Genomic DNA, 16,414 nt, shown 5'->3' with positions numbered 1-16,414 from the left:
CCCCGTTCGTACCGGTCACCTCGCCGACGATGCTTGCGCTCGGGCGCCGCGCTCCGGGTGCTGGTGGCTTTGGGTTCCCGCGCACCGGTGGCAGTAGACGGTGCGGGTACTTTCCCCCTGGGCGAGAGGGCACGTCCTAATCTACATCGCACTTGCTATAGCCTTGACACCAGGCACGCGATGGTTTACCATTATGGCAGCGATTCCCTAGTCGGATAAGTCTAAAACGGAGGAGCAAAGTGCGATTCATCCCCCACGACTACCCAGACCGGATCCGGCGCCTACGGGCCAAGCTGGGTCTGAGCCAGAAGCGCCTGGCGGAACTTCTGGGCGTTTCCTTTGCGTCCGTCAACCGCTGGGAAAACGGGCAGGCCCGTCCCAACCGCCTGGCCTGGGCTCAGATCCTGCGCCTGGAAATGGAAGGTCTTGAGGGGTTACACAAACCGGCGCTCCCCGGCGGCAGCGGTCTACCAACCGACGCCGCGTTGGCCGCCGAAGACCGGGCCACCTACCGGCCGTCGGCCGCGCCGCCGGAGCCGATGCCGGGCCCGATGGACTTCTCCGCCCCGTCGGAAATCGTCCGCCTGGCCGTGGAGGCCGAGCGTCTGACCTACGGCCACCTTTTCAGCCCGGCCTTCGCCACCGAAACCTCCCGGATCGACCCTTTGCCGCACCAGCGCCTCGCCGTGTACGAACATATGCTCCCCCAGCCCAGGCTGCGGTTCTTGCTGGCCGACGATGCCGGGGCGGGCAAGACCATCATGACCGGTCTCTACATCCGCGAGATGCTCGCCCGGCGGCTGATCCGGCGCGTCCTGATCGTGCCTCCGGCGGGACTGGTGGGGAACTGGCAAAGGGAACTGCGCACCCTTTTCAGCCTTCCGTTTAAAATAGTGACCGGTGCCGAGGCGCGCGCCGGCAACCCCTTCACCGGGCCGGAGGGCGACCTGGTCATCGTCAGCCTGGACACGCTCGCCGGCCCGCCCACCTTCAGTCGGCTGGGCGAGCCCGGCGTGGAGCCCTACGATCTGGTCGTTTTCGATGAGGCCCATAAGCTTGCGGCCGACCGCAATCCGGATTTCACGGTGCGGAAGACCGACCGCTACCGCCTGGCCGAAGCCATCGCGGGGGCCTCGGACGACCCCGACTGGATGCTACCCTGGCGGTGCCACCACCTGCTCCTGCTCACCGCCACGCCCCACATGGGCAAGGACTTCCCCTACTTCTGCCTGTGGCGGCTGCTGGAACCGGAGATACTGCCTACCGTGGACGCCTTCAACGCCTACCCGGAACCGGCGCGGCGGCGCCATTTTCTCCGGCGGACCAAGGAAGAAATGGTGCGGTTCGACGGCACGCCGATTTACCCCAAGCGGGAATCCCGCACCTTGAGCTATGACCTGGGACCGGCCGAGCAGCAGCTCTACGAGGCGACCACCAGTTACATCCGCACCTATTATAGTCGCGCCCGCATCTTAAACCGTTCGGCCGCCCGCCTGGCCATGAGCATCTTCCAGCGCCGGCTGGCGAGTTCCACGTGGGCGCTGTTGCGGTCTCTGGAGCGGCGTCTGGAGAAACTGGACGGGCTGATCGAGGATATCCAGAGCGGCCGGCTTACGGAGGAGCAGCTCGCTGCCTACCAGCGGAAACTAGACAAGACGCCCGACGTCCTTGACCGCATGACCGCCGACGAAGAGGAACCCCAGGAAGGCCGCGAGCAGAACGAGGTAGCCGAGGACCAGGCCCTCACCGGGGTGGTTGCCACCTCGCTGGCCGAGCTGCAAGCGGAGCGGGGAGAGGTTTCCCACTTACTCGGCCTGGCGCGGCGGGTGCTGGCCTCCGGAGAGGAGTCCAAGTTCGAAAAACTGCGCGAGGTGGTGCAGGACGAGCGTTTCCAGGACGAAAAGATCCTGATCTTCACCGAGCACCGAGACACCCTCGATTACCTGGTTCGGCGCCTGGAAGGCCTGGGCTACACGGGAAGGGTGGCCCACATCCACGGCGGCATGGACTACCAGGAGCGCGAGGCGCAGGTGGCCTTCTTCCGGCGGCCGAACCGGGAAGGCGGCGCCAACCTCATGGTCGCCACCGATGCCGCCGGGGAAGGGATCAACCTCCAGTTCTGCTGGCTGATGGTGAATTACGACCTGCCGTGGAACCCGGCGCGGCTGGAGCAGCGCATGGGACGCGTCCACCGCTACAAGCAGAGGCACGACCCGGTGCTAATCTTCAACCTGGTGGCGGGGAAGACCCGGGAGGGCAGGGTGCTGAAAACGCTGCTGGAGAAGTTGGAGCAGATCCGCCGCGAACTCGGCTCGGATAAGGTTTTTGACGTTATCGGCCTGCAGTTCGAAGGGGTTTCGCTAAAAGAGTTGATTCTGCAGGCGGTGGTGGACGAAGAGACCGAGGAGGCCGTCCGACAGGTTGAGGGCCGCCTTACGCCGGAGCAGGTCAGGGCGCGGCTGGCGCAGCGGGAAAAGCTCCTCGGCACCGGCGGGGATATCGCCCGGCATCTGCCCGAAGAACAAGCCAAACTGGAGCGCGAGACCTTGCGGCGGCTGCTGCCGGGGTACGTCCGCCGCTTCCTCGAGAAGTCGGCTCCGCTCTTAGATATCGGCCTCGAGGGCGACCCGGAGGGCTATTTCTCCTTCCGGCCCCTCAAGCCGGGGGCGCTCGACCCCTTATGGCCGGTCCTGGAAAGTTACGCTCCCGCAAGGTGGGAGCGGCTGACCGTTTACAAGCCGCCGGAGGGCGAGCCGGCCATCTTCCTGCACCCCGGCGAACCGCTCTTTGACCGTTACTGTTCGCTGGTGCGCGCCCGGTTCGCGGCGGGGGCGCGGCGGGGCGGCGTCTTCGTGGATCCTTATGCGGAGCGCCCCTACTTCTTCCACGTGGCGCTCGTCAGGGTTATACGGCAGGCCGATCCGGCGCTGCCTGAGGTTTTCGGCCGGGAAGAACTGGTGGAGACGCGTTTGGTGGCGCTGCGGCAGGACGAGACCGGAAGCATCGCGGAGTGCCCGGTGGAACACCTCATGTTATTGCGCGGCGCGTCAACCATCCCTCCGGCGGCCATCCCGCTGGTTTCCACCCTCGCCGCGGCCTGCGAGCAGGCGAAGAACTTCGTTCGGGAGCGGATTGCCGAAGCCGTGGCCGCCACCCACAGGCAGACACTGCTCGGCACCCTGGCCGAACGGGAGGACTTCATCCGCCGGGGCTACGCTTACCGGGAAGCGGAACTCGCCTGGAGGCGGGCCCGCCTTGCCGAGCGGGCCGCGGCGGGCGAGGCGGCGGCCAAGGGGGAACTGACCAGGGTTAAGAAGCAGCAGCGGGAACTCGCCGACCGGATGGAGCGGTCCCTGGCGGTGCTGCGGCGGGAGCCGGAGCTGATCGTTCCCGGCGAGGCGCGATTTGTGGCCCACGCTCTGGTGGTGCCCTCTTACGATCCGGAAGACAGGGCGCGCTACGACCGGGAGATCGAGCGGATCGCCGTCCGGGTGGCCTGGGGCTACGAGGAGAGCCGCGGCTGTGCCGTCCGGGATGTTTCGGCTCCGGAACTGGCCGTGCGTGCCGGTCTGGAGGCCTACCCCGGTTTCGATCTTCTATCGCGCCACCCCGGCGGCGAGGAGCGGGCCATCGAGGTCAAGGGCCGGGCCGGCATCGGCGACATAGAGCTTTCGGAGAACGAGTGGGGCCGGGCCTGCAACCTGCGCCACCGCTACTGGCTCTACGTGGTCTACGACTGCGCCAGTGCCCACCCGCGCCTCCTGCGCGTGCAGGACCCCTTCGGCAAGCTCCTGGCGCGGCGCCAAGGCGGCGTGGTCATAGGCGAACAGGAAATTTTTGAGGCGGCGGAAACGTAGGAGGCGTGGGCACCACTTGGCCCGAACGGTGAAAACGTCTAAGCGCACACGGAGGAAATGATCGTGGGTAATGACTTCCCGCGTCTTATCGAGCAGGCTTTCCCGCTGAAGCAGGCCTCGCTGGATGCGGTGCACGAGAAGAACGTGCGGCACGGGCACATCTCCACGCTGCACATCTGGCCGGCGCGGAGGCCGCTGGCGGCCTGCCGGGCGGTGTTGATCGCCACGCTGCTGCCCGATCCGGGCACCCCGGAGGAGCGCCGCCGAATTCTCGAAAGGCTGGCGGGCCGGGTGGTGCGGAAGGTGGAAAAGAAGAAGCTGCCCGGGGGCAGGGTCATCGAGCGCATCAAGGAAGAAACCGAAGGAGGCATCCTGCACTGGGGGCGGGAGAACGGCCCGGCGCTGGGCTGGTTCCGCGAGGAGATCAAAACGGCCTACGGCGGCAAACCACCGAGGGTGCTGGACCCCTTCGCCGGCGGCGGGTCGATACCGCTGGAAGCCATGCGGCTGGGCTGCGAAGTAACCGCCATCGACATCAACCCGGTGGCCTGGTTCATCCTCAAGTGCACCCTGGAATATCCTCAGAAGCTGGCCGGGCAGAAAAGGCCGCTGCCGGAGTTCATTTTATCCGACCGGGATTTCATGGAAGCCTTTTACCAGGCCCACCCGGGAACTGTCGGCCGGGGGCGGCCCGAGGAGGGGCAACTCGATCTGGAGACTCTGCGGACCCGGCTAGAAGCCGGGGAACTCCCGGTGCCGGAGGCCGATCTCTCCTGGCACGTGCGCGCCTGGGGCAGATGGGTGCTGGAGCAGGCGCGCCGGGAATTGGCCCGCTTCTACCCGGTCTACGCCGACTTCGAGCCGCTGAAGCCGGACGGCCGTCCTTTGGAGAAGCGCGCGCCCCGGCCGGTGCCGGTTAAAGAGGACGGTTCGCCGGACCTTGAGGCCCTGAACGCGGAGTTTACGGAGGAATACCTCCGGGACCCGCGCCACCCCCGCTGGGTGCCCAAGCCCACGGTGGCCTACCTCTGGGCGCGGACGGTGCCGTGCAAGAACTGCCGGGCCACGGTGCCGCTTTTGAAAACCCGCTGGCTCTGCAAAAAGGACAACAAGCGCGTGGTGCTCACCATGGAGCCCAGCGCCGATAGGACCGGCGTGGTCTTCGGGGTTCAGAAGGACGTGCCCGTGGTCGGCGGCAACGCCGCGCAAAGGCGGGAGCACGACCGGAAGATCGGCGCCGGCACCATGTCCCGCTCCGGGGCGACCTGCCCCAGCTGCGGGACTATTATGACCATGGAGGATATACGCCTCGAAGGGCGAGCAGGCCGGTTAGGGGCGGTGATGACCGCCGTGGTGGTGGACGGGCCGAACGGCAAGGAGTACCGCCTGCCGACGGCGGAGGAGGTACGTCTGGCGCAGGAAGCGGAGAGGGAACTCGCCCGGGTTTTTGCGGAGGTCCCGTTCGGGCTGCCGGAAGAGCCCACGCCCAAGGGCGGGAGCGGCGCGAGCAGGGCGTTCTCGGTTGACGGATACGGCTTCGACCAATGGGCCAGGCTCTTCACCCCCCGCCAGCTCCTGGCCCTGGGCACCTTCGTCAAACATACCCGCGCCGCCCGCGACGCCATGCGCGAGGCCGGCTACCCGCCGGAGTGGGTCGAGGCGGTGGGGGCGTATCTGGGTTTGGCAATAAATCGTTTGGCCGACTATGACAGTAATGTGTGCAACTGGGATCCCAATGGGGAATATATTACCCACACCTTTCAACGCTTCGCTCTGCCTATTAAATGGGACTTTAGCGAAGTCAATGTCTTGTCAGGGGCAACCGGTGACTATTGTAGCGGACTCGACTGGGTTTTTCGGTATGTCCTGCACGTCATTAGGGCGCCCTTATCGCCGCAAGCCCCCCATGTTGCCATGGCTTCTGCGACGTTGTTAACAGGTAATAATATCGATCTTGTACTTACCGACCCCCCTTACTACGACGCCATCCCCTACTCCGACCTGATGGACTTCTTCTACGTCTGGCTGCGGCGGACGCTGCACGGTTTGTCGCCCGAAATAGACGCCGCCTTTCAGCAGCCGCTCTCCCCGAAGTGGAACCATGAAAAAAACGACGGGGAGCTGATCGACGACGCCAGCCGCTTCGGCGGCGACAAACAAAAATCCAGGGCGGCCTACGAAGAGGGGATGTTTCGCGCCTTCCAGGCCTGCTACCGGGCCCTGAAGCCCGAAGGGCGGCTGGTCGTAGTCTTCGCCCACAAGCACCCGGACGCCTGGGAAACTCTGGTCTCGGCCCTCATCCGGGCCGGGTTTGTTGTCGTCGCGAGCTGGCCCATCCAGACGGAGATGGGCAACCGCACCCGCGCCCTCTCCTCGGCGGCGCTCGCCTCCTCCGTCTGGCTGGTCTGCAAGAAGCGCCCGGAAGCCGCCCGCCCCGGCTGGGACAACCGGGTGCTGGAGGAGATGCAGGAGAGAATTCACACCCGGCTGCGGGAGTTCTGGGACGCCGGCATCCGGGGGCCGGACTTCGTCTGGGCGGCCACCGGCCCGGCGCTGGAGGCTTACAGCCAACACCCGGTGGTCAAAAAGGCGAACGAGCCCGGCCAGGTCATGACCGTTTCCGAGTTTCTGCGGGCCGTCCGCCGGCTGGTGGTGGATTTCGTCGTCGGCCGGGTGCTCTCCCGTAACGGCGGCGTGGAGGGGGCCGGGGGTTTAGACGACGTTACTACCTACTACCTACTGCACCGCCACGATTTTGGCTTGGAGGACGTTCCCGCCGGGGCCTGCATCCTCTACGCCGTTTCCTGCGGCCTTTCAGACCGGGAACTCGTCGACCAGTACGACCTTCTGGTTCGCACCGGCGGTCAGGAGCAGCGCGAAGAGCAGGAAGAAGAGGCCGCGGAGGCAGAAGAGGGCGAGATCACGGGAGGCACCGGCAGCAAGGTCCGGCTCAAACCCTGGCAAAAGCGCCTTCGCAAGACCCTGGGCCTGGACGCCGAGGGCCGCCCGGCGCCGCTCATCGACCAGGTGCACCGGCTGATGCGCCTCTGGAAGACGGGCGACGTGGTGAAGGTGGACGAGTACCTGGACCACCGGGGTCTGCGCCGCCACCGCCTCTTCTACCAGCTCCTCCAGGCCTTAATCGAACTCGCCCCGCCCGGCAGCGAGGAGCGTTCCCTGTTAGAGAGCATCAGCAACCATGTGGCCGCGCGGGGCATCGCCCCGGAGAAACAACCGCGCCTTTTCCCTTAAACGGCGGGCGCAAGGGCGGCCCGGGGGAGGGCGGTGGCCCCGATACAGGCCTTTGGCCGGGACCCTGGGCCCGGCCGGAGAGACGGCCCCGGCGGCCGGCCGGAGCAAACGACAATCGGAGTAAGAAGGAATTGAATGGTATAATAGGTGCTAGGGGGTGGTGCGGGTGATCACGGAGGAAGACCGGAAGGGCTGCCTGCTCAAGGAAATTGAGGTAATCCAGGATATCATCAAACGCATGGCCTACAGCTCCCTTCTCATCAAGGGTTGGGCCGTAACCCTGGTGGTCGTCACCCTGCTGCTGCGGGGCACCGAAATCCAGGCTCTTATCGCTTTCATTCCTCTGCTGGTCTTCTGGTTTCTGGACGCTTACTTCCTCTGGCAGGAGAGAATGTACCGGAAACTTTACGACTGGGTGGTTAAGAATAGGTGGAACACCGACGAGTACCTCTTTGATATGAACGCTTACCGCTTCCGGACTGAAGTACAGTCGCCGTTCAGGATTATGTTCTCTGTAACCTTAGGCTGGTTTTACGGTTCGATTGCGGTTCTGGTCCTAATCTACTGCGCCAGCCTGTTCCTCTGGTAAACAAGGAGGCGCCTGGATTTCGGGACGCCGCGAACGTAATACTTTAGTTATGGGGGATACTTTAGTCGATGATCCGACGCATAGAGGCCCTGAACTTCCGTTGCCTGCGCTATATACGCCAGGGGTTGCATCCTTTCAACGTCTTGGTGGGGCCGAACGCCAGCGGCAAGACTACCTTCCTTGACGTTGTGGCCTTTCTAGGTGACCTATTGTCTCTCGGTCTGGAAAACGCTATAGAGCAGCGTACTTCGGACCTACGCGATCTGATTTGGCAGCGCAGGGGCCGGGCTTTCGAGCTTGCCGTTGAACTGGAAATCCCCGAGGATCGGCTGAAAATGATTAAAGACCGAAGCTACGACCTGTGCCGATACGAGGTGGCTATAGGGAGCGACGCGGGCGTAGATGAGTTGGCCATCCTTGCCGAGAAAGTCATTCTCCTGAGATCGACGGCCGAGTCTATTCGCCAAAGAGAGCTGTTTCCGGCTCCGGTTAGGCCGCCCCAGACGATCTTAACGCCGAAGCAACGGCGAGATGCCAGAACGGTGGTTAACAAAGTAAGAGGAGGCAACGATAACTTCTACGACGAGACTGGCAAGGGCTGGGATCACTCGTTCCGGCTGGGACCAAGAAGGTCGGCCTTGGCGAATCTTCCGGAGGACGAATCGAGGTTCCCGGTATCAACCTGGCTCAAAGCGACTTTGATGGACGGGGTACAACGGCTTATCCTCAACAGTCTGCTGATGAGAAAGCCGAGTCCGCCGGGGCAGCCGAGGGGTTTCCGCCCCGACGGCTCCAATCTGCCGTGGGTGATTGAGACCTTGGCCAAGAAACACCCTTCCCGCTTCAGGGATTGGATTCTCCACTTGCAGACTGCCCTGCCGGATATAGAGGATATCCACACCGTGGAGCGGCCCGAGGACCGCCACCGCTATCTGGTAGTGCGCTACCGGGGTGGGCTCGAGGTGCCCTCGTGGATGGTCTCCGACGGCACGCTGCGCTTGCTGGCGCTGACCCTGCTGGCCTACATACCCGACCTTTCCGGCATCTATCTGATTGAGGAGCCGGAGAACGGTATCCACCCCCGAGCCATCGAGGTTGCCTTCCAGTCCCTATCCTCGGTCTACGGGGCCCAAATACTCCTGGCCACTCATTCCCCGGTGATCCTCGGCATAGCCGATCCTTCCCATGTCCTTTGCTTTGCCAGGGACGACGAGGGAGCCACCGACATAGTACGGGGCAGTGAACATCCTGCTCTCAGGCACTGGCGCGGTGAAACCAATCTGGGGGTACTCTTTGCCGGAGGGGTATTAGGGTGACGCAGGCGTCTTCTGACCTCATTGACCTTGTCATCCTTGTACCGGACAGGAATACGGAAGCTGCTGTTACAGGGATTCTGAGTCGGCCGCAGGCTCTGGGTATACGAGAGATTAGCTCAAGTATCTTCACCCACATCGAGCGTGATCCGGGTTGTTACAAGAGAAGTCATGATTTTCTAAGACCGATGACTAACAGCTACAAACACGCGCTGGTAATGTTTGATAGGGTCGGCTGCGGGCAGGAGAGTGAGAGGCGCGAGACTATAGAAGGTATTGTCGAAAACAACCTTTCCGTCTCCGGCTGGGGTGACCGCGCCGCCGCCGTAGTAATAGACCCGGAACTGGAGGTCTGGGTGTGGAGCGATTCGCCTGCAGTAGCTAGCTGTTTGGGGTGGGAACCGGGCATGAGTGACCTGCGAAAGTGGTTAACCGCCATAGGATTGTGGCCCAAGTATGGTCGAAAGCCTGTTGACCCAAAACGTGCGGTTGAACAGGTCTTGCGCCAGGTAAGAAAGCCTCGGTCTTCCGGCATATACAAGCTGCTTGCGCAACGGGTAAGCTTTGAACGTTGTACGGACCCGGCTTTTTTAAAGTTTAAGGCGGTAATGCAGAAATGGTTCGGCAGGTGAAAGGAAATGATTAAGTTCCCCTGGACGCCGTGGCACCAGGTAGTTGAACTGCGCGAGGATATCAGATCGGGAGAGCTGTCGCTGGCCGTTTTTGCGGCCGACCTGTACGACGTGGTCATGGGCCGGGCCAAACCGGTTTACCAGGACCCGGCCGAGTTTTTCGCCCTGACCTACCCGACCTTCAACCTGCGCGAGCTGGCCAAAGACGTGCTGGTCCGCCTGGCCGGGAAAAACGAGAAGGCCGTGCGCCAGTTGGAGCTCACCTACGGGGGCGGCAAGACGCACACCCTGATCACCCTCTACCACCTGGTTTCCAACCCGGCAGGACTGCCGGACCTGCCTGCAGTAAGAGAGTTTATCGAACACGCCGGCATTACTCCGCCCAAAGCGCGGGTAGCCTGCCTGCCCTTCGATAAGCTCGACGTGGAAAAGGGGATGGAAATCAAGGCGCCGGACGGGCAGCCCCGGTGGCTCAGGCACCCGTGGAGCGTGCTGGCCTGGCAGATAGCCGGGACGGAGGGCCTGCGCCTCCTGCACCCTGACGGCAAGGAGGCCGAACGGGAGAGCGCCCCGGCGGAGAATCTTTTAAGAGACCTTTTTGCTCTCCCCGGCCGGGAGGGGCTCGGCACCCTCATCCTCATGGACGAGGTGCTCATGTACGCCCGCGAGAAGATCGGGCTTCAGCCGGTTTGGCGCGGCCGGCTGCAGAATTTCTTCCAGTATTTAACCCAGGCGGCCACGAAAGTAGAGCGGTGCGCGGTGGTAGTTTCCCTCCTGGCGAGCGATCCCAAGAAGAGTGACGCCCTCGGGAAGGAAATCGCCAAGGAGTTGTACGACGTCTTCCGGCGGGAGCAGGAAGAGGGCGTTCAGCCCGTAGTGAAGGAAGATGTGGCGGAGGTGCTGCGGCGGCGTCTGTTTACGGCGGAATCCATTCGCGACCGGGAGGCCTTTCGCCCGCACGTGGTGGCCGCCCTCAAGGGTATTACGGCACTGGACGACCAGACGAAAAAGGACGGCAGGGCGGCCGAGGATCGGTTCCTGCGCAGTTTCCCCTTCCACCCGGACTTAACCGAGGTTTTCTACGGGAAATGGACCCAGCTGGAAGGCTTTCAGCGGGCACGCGGCGTGCTGCGGACCTTTGCCCTGGCCCTGCGGGAGGCCGAGAAATGGGACCACTGCCCGCTCATCGCGGCCAATGTCTTCCTGAGCGCTCCGGGTGAGGGGGAAATCTCGGCGGCCGCCAGAGAACTGACCACCGTGGCCGCCAGCGAGGAGTATGAGGGAAAGCGGCAGGAATGGGCGGGCATCCTGGAAGGAGAGCTGGCCAAGGCCCGGGCAATTCAGGCCGAAACCCCGGGGCTTAAGTTCCGCGAGGTCGAGCAGGCCGTGATGGCCACTTTTATCCACTCGCAGCCCATCGGCCAGAAAGCACTCACCCGCGAGCTTTTCCTCCTTCTCGGCCACACGCGCCCGGACAAGATCGAGTTGGAAAAGGCGCTCGGGCGTTGGGCCGAGGTTTCCTGGTTCCTTGATGAAGAAGCTCTGAGTGAAGCCGAAACGGGCGGTGATGGCCACCAGGCCCTGCCTAGGACCTGGCGGTTGGGTTCGAAGCCCAACCTGCGGCAGATGCACAGCGAAGCCTGCCGGCGGGTATCCGCCGAACTGATTGAGGCCAAGCTCATTGAGGCCATCGGCAGTCTTAAGAGCCTGACCGCCGGGGCCTCGGCGGCCGGCGCCAGGGTGCATCTTCTTCCCCAACGCCCCAGAGAGATCGAGGACGACGGCGAGTTCCACTACGCCGTCCTGGGGCCCAAAGCCGCCTCCACCGCCGGCAATCCCTCAGTTGAGGCCAAGCGCTTCATCGAAGAAACCACCGGTCCCGACCGGCCGCGGGTCTACCGCAACGCCGTGGTGTTGGCGGTGCCTTCGCGGGAGGGACTGGAGATCGCCCGCGACCGGATCCGGGAGTACCTCGGATGGGAAGAGGTGCGCCACTTGCTCAAGGGACAGCAGCTTGACCCGTTACGGGCCGAGTTGCTGAACGCCTACACTGAGGCCGCCAAAAAGAAAATCGCCGAGGCAGTCCGGCAGGCCTACTGCCTGGCGGTAACGGTTTCGGAGAAGAACGAGATTCTGGCCTACAAGCTTACTGTGGGAACCGAGCCTCTTTTTAACCTTATCAAAGCTGATCCCCGCGTCCGCATCCAGGAGACGGCCATAAGCGCGGAGGCGCTCCTGCCCGAAGGCCCCTACAACCTCTGGCGCGAAGGAGAAACGGCGCGGCGGGTAAAGGACCTGATAGGAGCGTTCGCCCAGTTCCCCCATCTGCCAAAGATGTTGCGCCGGAAGGAAATCCTGGCAACGCTGCTTCAGGGCGTCAGGGACGGGCTGTTTGTTTTGCGCGCCGTGCGTCCGGACCGGTCGGTGCGTACCGTCTGGCGCGAGGAGCCGCAGGAGACGGATCTGAACGATCCGGCTTTAGAGCTGGTCTTGCCCGAGGCGGCCGAACTGTCGACGGTGTCTCCTGATCTCTTGGTTCCCGGCGCGCTGCCCGGCCTGTGGCCTGCTCCGCCCGAGATCGCCGTTCGGGACGTGGTGGCCTATTTCCGGGGCGGCAATGTCGTGTCGGTGTCCAGAGAAGGGTATACGGAACCGGTGGTCATTCCCAAGGCCGAACCGACAGTAGTTTACGTAGCGATAGTAACGGCCGTCAAGGCCGGGAAGCTGTGGTTGACGGCTGGCGAGGCCAGCCTCCTGGCCGAAGATATCCCCATGGGCCTGCTGAGCGACGACGCCAGACTTCGGCCCCCACCGCCACCGGTGGCGGTAACCGCAGTGCTCCCGGCTAATCTCCCGGCGGCCTGGCCGGGTCCCGTAGCAACGGCGCTAGATATCGCGAGGGCTCTGGCGCAAAAAGCCGGCCGGAACCTCCCGTGGGCGACGGTACGGGAAGCCATAGACGGGGCCATCAAGGCCCGATTGCTCGAGAAAACCGTAGACTCCGGCCCCTGGCCCTGTGATTTCGGTGACGCGCAGTATGTCCGGCTGCGGGTGCCCGCCGAAGAGGCAGTGTCGCCACCCGCACCTCCTTCACCACCGCCGCCGAAGCCGGGCTCCAAAGCGGCCGAAGCCGAGCTGCGCCCCCATCAGCTTCAGGATCTGGCCGAGATCATCGGCGAGCTGGCTAGCGCCGCGGTCGGTTACGAGCTGGTCTTCAGGCTGCGCGTTGAATTGGGCGGCGCCTCGGCACCGTCCGACGAAGTCGTCCAGACGGTCAATCGGCTGCTTGCCCGGGTGGCAAAAGACCTTCAGCTTAAGTAGCCGCCCCATCCCTGGGGGGTGATGGGCCCCGTCACCTCCCTTCCATCTGCGTATGATCAACGCCACCGTCGGAGCAGACCACTTACGGCCACGGGATTATCACTACTTCCTCCTGCTTGCGGCCGGTGGTGCGGGCCACCAGCTCTCCGATGCGGTTGAGGTCCTCGGGCTTGAGCTCCGGAGCGCGTACGATCACGTTGACGGTGGAGGGTTGGATCAGCACTGCGGCGTCGGGATAACCCTTGGCCTGAAGCAGGGCTTCCAGTTGCACTTCCTGATCCATGTATTCGGTAAGGCGAATCAGGCGTTGCTGCGCCTCGTTCTTGGCCTCGGGAGTCGAATTGGGATTATTTATTACCTCACGCAGCATTTGTATTTCCTGGCTGCGCACGCGGTCTCTTTCCAGGCGGTATTCCACGAAGAATTCCTCGCCCGTCTTCTGCTTCAGCGCCTCTGCCCGCTTCCCCTCCAGGGGGTTGGCCGCCGGCTGCGGCAAGTTCGTAGCCCGGCCGGCCTCGGCCTGAGGTTTCCCGGCCTCGGACCGTTCGGCCGCCGTATCCCGGGGCTCAACGCCGGTAGTGACCGGGGCCTGGGTGAGTTCGGTCCAGGAGGGTCGGCCCTCGGTAAAACCCAGGTAGAGGAAAACTCCGGCCAGGACCAGCAAGGCCACCGAGGCCAAGGTCTCTTTTCGGGTAATCAGCATCATCTTATTTCACCTCCCGCGGTCCTCACTTTGGGTAGCACGGCCACCTGATGCGGTGCTACCCCCAGCAGAGTCTGCACTGCCTGGCTGATCCGGGCTCGGACCAGGGGGTCTTCCGCCCCTTCGGCCAGGATCAGCACCCCCTGTACTGCCGGTCGGCTCTCCTGAACCACCACCGGTTCCTGGCTTCCTGCCGACTGGCGCATCACCAGTTCCTCCTCCGCCACCCGTTCGGTGGTGACCCGCCGGCTCTCTCCCTGTCCCCCCTCCTCCACCCGCCGTTCGTTGGTATTGGTATTTACCGCATAGTCATAAACCGGACCCCGGGCCAGGGTCACCCTCACCTCCACCTCGCCCGCCCCTTCGATCTGACCCAGGATGGACTCCAGTTTGACTTCCACGCTTTCCTCTGCCGCCTGCAAACCCTCGGCCGGCCTGCTCTCCACCGTCGACGGCGCGGACGACCACCCCGGAGGAGACTTCTGACCTCCGCTGCCTATTACCAACAGGGCCACTCCTAGAGCTCCCAGCGCCAGCAGCCATATCAGTTGCGGCCACTGCTCCCGACTGATCTGCACCTAGCGCCCCTCCCGCTGCCTGCCTTACTCGCTCCGGCCTGCCGGCTGCCCCTGCCAGCGCACCTCCACCCGTTCCGGGGAAAGACCGAAGGATTGCGCCAACCTGGATTTTACCTCTTCCAGGGCTCGGGTCCGGACTTCGTCCGTGGTCGGCAAACCCTCACCCGGACCCAGGCGGACTTCCAGGCCGCGCAGGCGAGGGATCTGGCCCCAGCTCCATTCCCCGTCGGCCACCACTCTCACCCCCAGAACGGCGAACTGCGGGTACTCGGCCAGCAAGGTCCCCACCTGCCGGCCCACCTGCTCCTCCATCAATTGCCAGGCCGCCTCCCGGTAATAATCCTGCAACGCCTGTACCCCCGTAGCGGAGACCTCCTCCACCCCTTCTGGCCTCTGCCCGGAAATCACCGCGCCCAGGCCGGGCACCAACTGCCAAACGGCCCCCAGGACAACCGCCACCACGAATAGACCCATCACCAGGCGCACGAAACGGGCCATATCTCCGGAGGGCAGAAGCATCTCCACGAACACGGCCAGAAGTACCACCAGAACCACCGTGCGCACCGCGTCGGCGAGTACCTCGAGCACGGCTACCACCACAGGGCTTTGAGGTTGCCCAGCCCGGCCAAGACGCTCAAGGCTAAGAAGAAGAACAGGGCTACGGCGAGCACCACCGCAAAGGCCAGGCCCAGAGTACCGCCCATGGCCGCCAGGGCGTCGCTAATGCGGTTATCGCCGAAGGGCTGTACCAGGGCGGCGGTAAGGTGAAAGATCAGTGCCAGCACCCCTATCTTGAGGGCGGGAAAGAGGGCCAGGCCCAGCAGCCCCACCACACCGAGCAGCCCGGCGGCGCTCTGAACCAACAGGGAGGCACTGGCTACCGCCTCTACGGCATCGGTCAGCGTCTTGCCGATTACCGGGACGAAGGCGGTGGAAGCGAACTTGGCCGTGCGCAGGGTGAGGCTGTCCACCGCACCGGCCGCCGCGCCCTGAACGGTAATGATTCCCACCGCCAGAGTTATGAATAAGCCCAGGGCGATGACCGCCAGGCTCTTGAGGGTGTCGGCCAGCCGGGTAACCTGAAACCGCTCCGATACCCGTCCCACGATGTTGAGGGCGGCCGCCAGAAACAGCAGGGGCAGCACTACGTCTCGCACCAGGGTTCCACCCAGGGCCAGGCACCCCATGATCAGCGGGTGGACAATGGCCGAACTGGCCATTCCTCCCATGGCGGTCAAGATAGTAAGCAGACCGGGCAGCAAGGCCTGCATGAAGACGGTCATCCGGTCCACCGCTTCCCGGCCGATCTGCATGGCGGAAGAAAACGAACCCAGGGCCAAAACCAGCAGGGCGAGAAGCACGACCAGGTAGGCGATCTCCCCTACGGTGCGGCGCTCGAAAGCCGCCTGCAGATTATGCAGCACCGCACATAGAACCGCCAGCACCACCAATTGCCCCATCACCCGGGCGCTGGCCAGCAACTCGCCCCCCAGGAACCTTCCCAGGGAAGAGAACAGGGCCCGCGGGTCCAGCACCGTCCGGCCGGCGGCCAGATCGGCCAGGATGGTCCTGACGTTTAACTGCGGCCAGAACCCTCCCCTTCCTGCCTCCAGGTCGGAAAGCATGGCTTCGGCCCGGCCGAAGTCCAGCCTTTCCAACAAACCTTCCACCGCCGGGGGAGTTTCTGCTTGGGCCACCTCCGCCCAGGAGAGCCACAGAAGCAATAGGCCTCCGACGAGCCACGCATAGCCGGTTCTCATGGGAGCAACCTCATCACGGTGTCCACAACCGCAACCACAATGGGCAGGGCCAGCACCACGATGATCACCTTGGCCGCCATTTCTACGCGGGAGGCCACCGCCTGCTCCCCGGCGTCCCGGCATACCTGGGCCCCGAACTCTGCCAGGTAGCTCACGCCGATAATCTTGAGGAGCGTCCCCAGGTAGAGGCGGTCTACCCGCGCGGCTGAGGCCAGCCTTTCCAGCACCTCGGTTACCCTGCCGACCTGCTCCAGCACTAAGAGAAAGATCACCGCTCCGGCGGCCACGCTCAGGAGCAGCCCCAGTTCCGGCCGTTGCTGGCGGACCACAACCAGCAGCACCGCGGCGATGAGGGCCAAACCCACGATCTGAGCCACCTGCACTGCCATCCCCCCGGATTACCGGCCCG

General features: G+C 64.0%; 11 protein-coding genes. 6 read left to right on the top strand and 5 right to left on the bottom strand.

The genetic code is table 11. The features are described 5' to 3' along the window. The first annotated feature begins 239 nt into the window (after nt 1-239). From NUV99_06005 to NUV99_05980, 6 genes are all read left to right on the top strand, one after another. Nucleotides 240-3,857, top strand: a complete 3,618-nt coding sequence (locus NUV99_06005; protein MCR4419675.1) for a helicase-related protein — start codon at nt 240-242, stop codon at nt 3,855-3,857. 63 nt (nt 3,858-3,920) lie between these two features. Then, the gene (locus NUV99_06000) at nt 3,921-7,109 is read left to right on the top strand and encodes a DUF1156 domain-containing protein (protein MCR4419674.1); all 3,189 of its coding nucleotides are present in this window, start codon (nt 3,921-3,923) and stop codon (nt 7,107-7,109) included. 166 nt (nt 7,110-7,275) lie between these two features. Continuing rightward, nucleotides 7,276-7,698 (top strand): hypothetical protein, encoded by a 423-nt coding sequence (locus NUV99_05995; protein ID MCR4419673.1) that lies wholly within the window; start codon nt 7,276-7,278, stop codon nt 7,696-7,698. Nucleotides 7,699-7,766: 68 nt separating this feature from the next. Continuing rightward, nucleotides 7,767-9,014, top strand: a complete 1,248-nt coding sequence (locus tag NUV99_05990; protein MCR4419672.1) for an AAA family ATPase — start codon at nt 7,767-7,769, stop codon at nt 9,012-9,014. Beyond that, on the top strand, nt 9,011-9,643 hold the full coding sequence (locus tag NUV99_05985; GenBank protein ID MCR4419671.1) for a hypothetical protein: 633 nt from the start codon (nt 9,011-9,013) through the stop codon (nt 9,641-9,643). The genes NUV99_05990 and NUV99_05985 overlap by 4 nt, the downstream gene beginning before the upstream one ends. A gap of 6 nt (nt 9,644-9,649) precedes the next feature. Continuing rightward, nucleotides 9,650-12,964, top strand: a complete 3,315-nt coding sequence (locus NUV99_05980) for a DUF499 domain-containing protein (GenBank protein ID MCR4419670.1) — start codon at nt 9,650-9,652, stop codon at nt 12,962-12,964. An 82-nt stretch (nt 12,965-13,046) separates the two neighbouring features. Here NUV99_05980 and NUV99_05975 read toward each other — a convergent pair whose 3' ends face one another. From NUV99_05975 to spoIIIAD, 5 genes are read right to left on the bottom strand one after another with little or no spacing between them, the layout of a single operon-like run. After that, on the bottom strand, nt 13,047-13,670 hold the full coding sequence (locus NUV99_05975) for a SpoIIIAH-like family protein (protein ID MCR4419669.1): 624 nt from the start codon (nt 13,668-13,670) through the stop codon (nt 13,047-13,049). Further along, nucleotides 13,667-14,245: a hypothetical protein gene (locus tag NUV99_05970; GenBank protein ID MCR4419668.1), complete on the bottom strand. Its 579-nt coding sequence runs from the start codon at nt 14,243-14,245 to the stop codon at nt 13,667-13,669. Before NUV99_05970 ends, NUV99_05975 begins: the two co-directional genes overlap by 4 nt. A gap of 24 nt (nt 14,246-14,269) precedes the next feature. Further along, nucleotides 14,270-14,833, bottom strand: a complete 564-nt coding sequence (locus NUV99_05965; protein MCR4419667.1) for a stage III sporulation protein AF — start codon at nt 14,831-14,833, stop codon at nt 14,270-14,272. Nucleotides 14,834-14,835: 2 nt separating this feature from the next. After that, a complete protein-coding gene (gene spoIIIAE, locus NUV99_05960; GenBank protein MCR4419666.1) occupies nt 14,836-16,005 on the bottom strand; it encodes a stage III sporulation protein AE in 1,170 nt (389 codons plus the stop codon). Further along, nucleotides 16,002-16,388, bottom strand: coding sequence for a stage III sporulation protein AD (gene spoIIIAD / locus NUV99_05955; GenBank protein MCR4419665.1), 387 nt, complete (start codon nt 16,386-16,388; stop codon nt 16,002-16,004). Before spoIIIAD ends, spoIIIAE begins: the two co-directional genes overlap by 4 nt. Nucleotides 16,389-16,414 lie beyond the last annotated feature (26 nt).

The sequence above is a fragment of the Clostridia bacterium genome (genome assembly GCA_024653205.1).
GTDB lineage: Bacteria > Bacillota > DSM-521 > Neomoorellales > SLTJ01 > JANLFO01.
The sequence above is the reverse complement of the archived record's forward strand: the minus strand, read 5'-3'. Positions and strand labels throughout refer to the sequence as shown.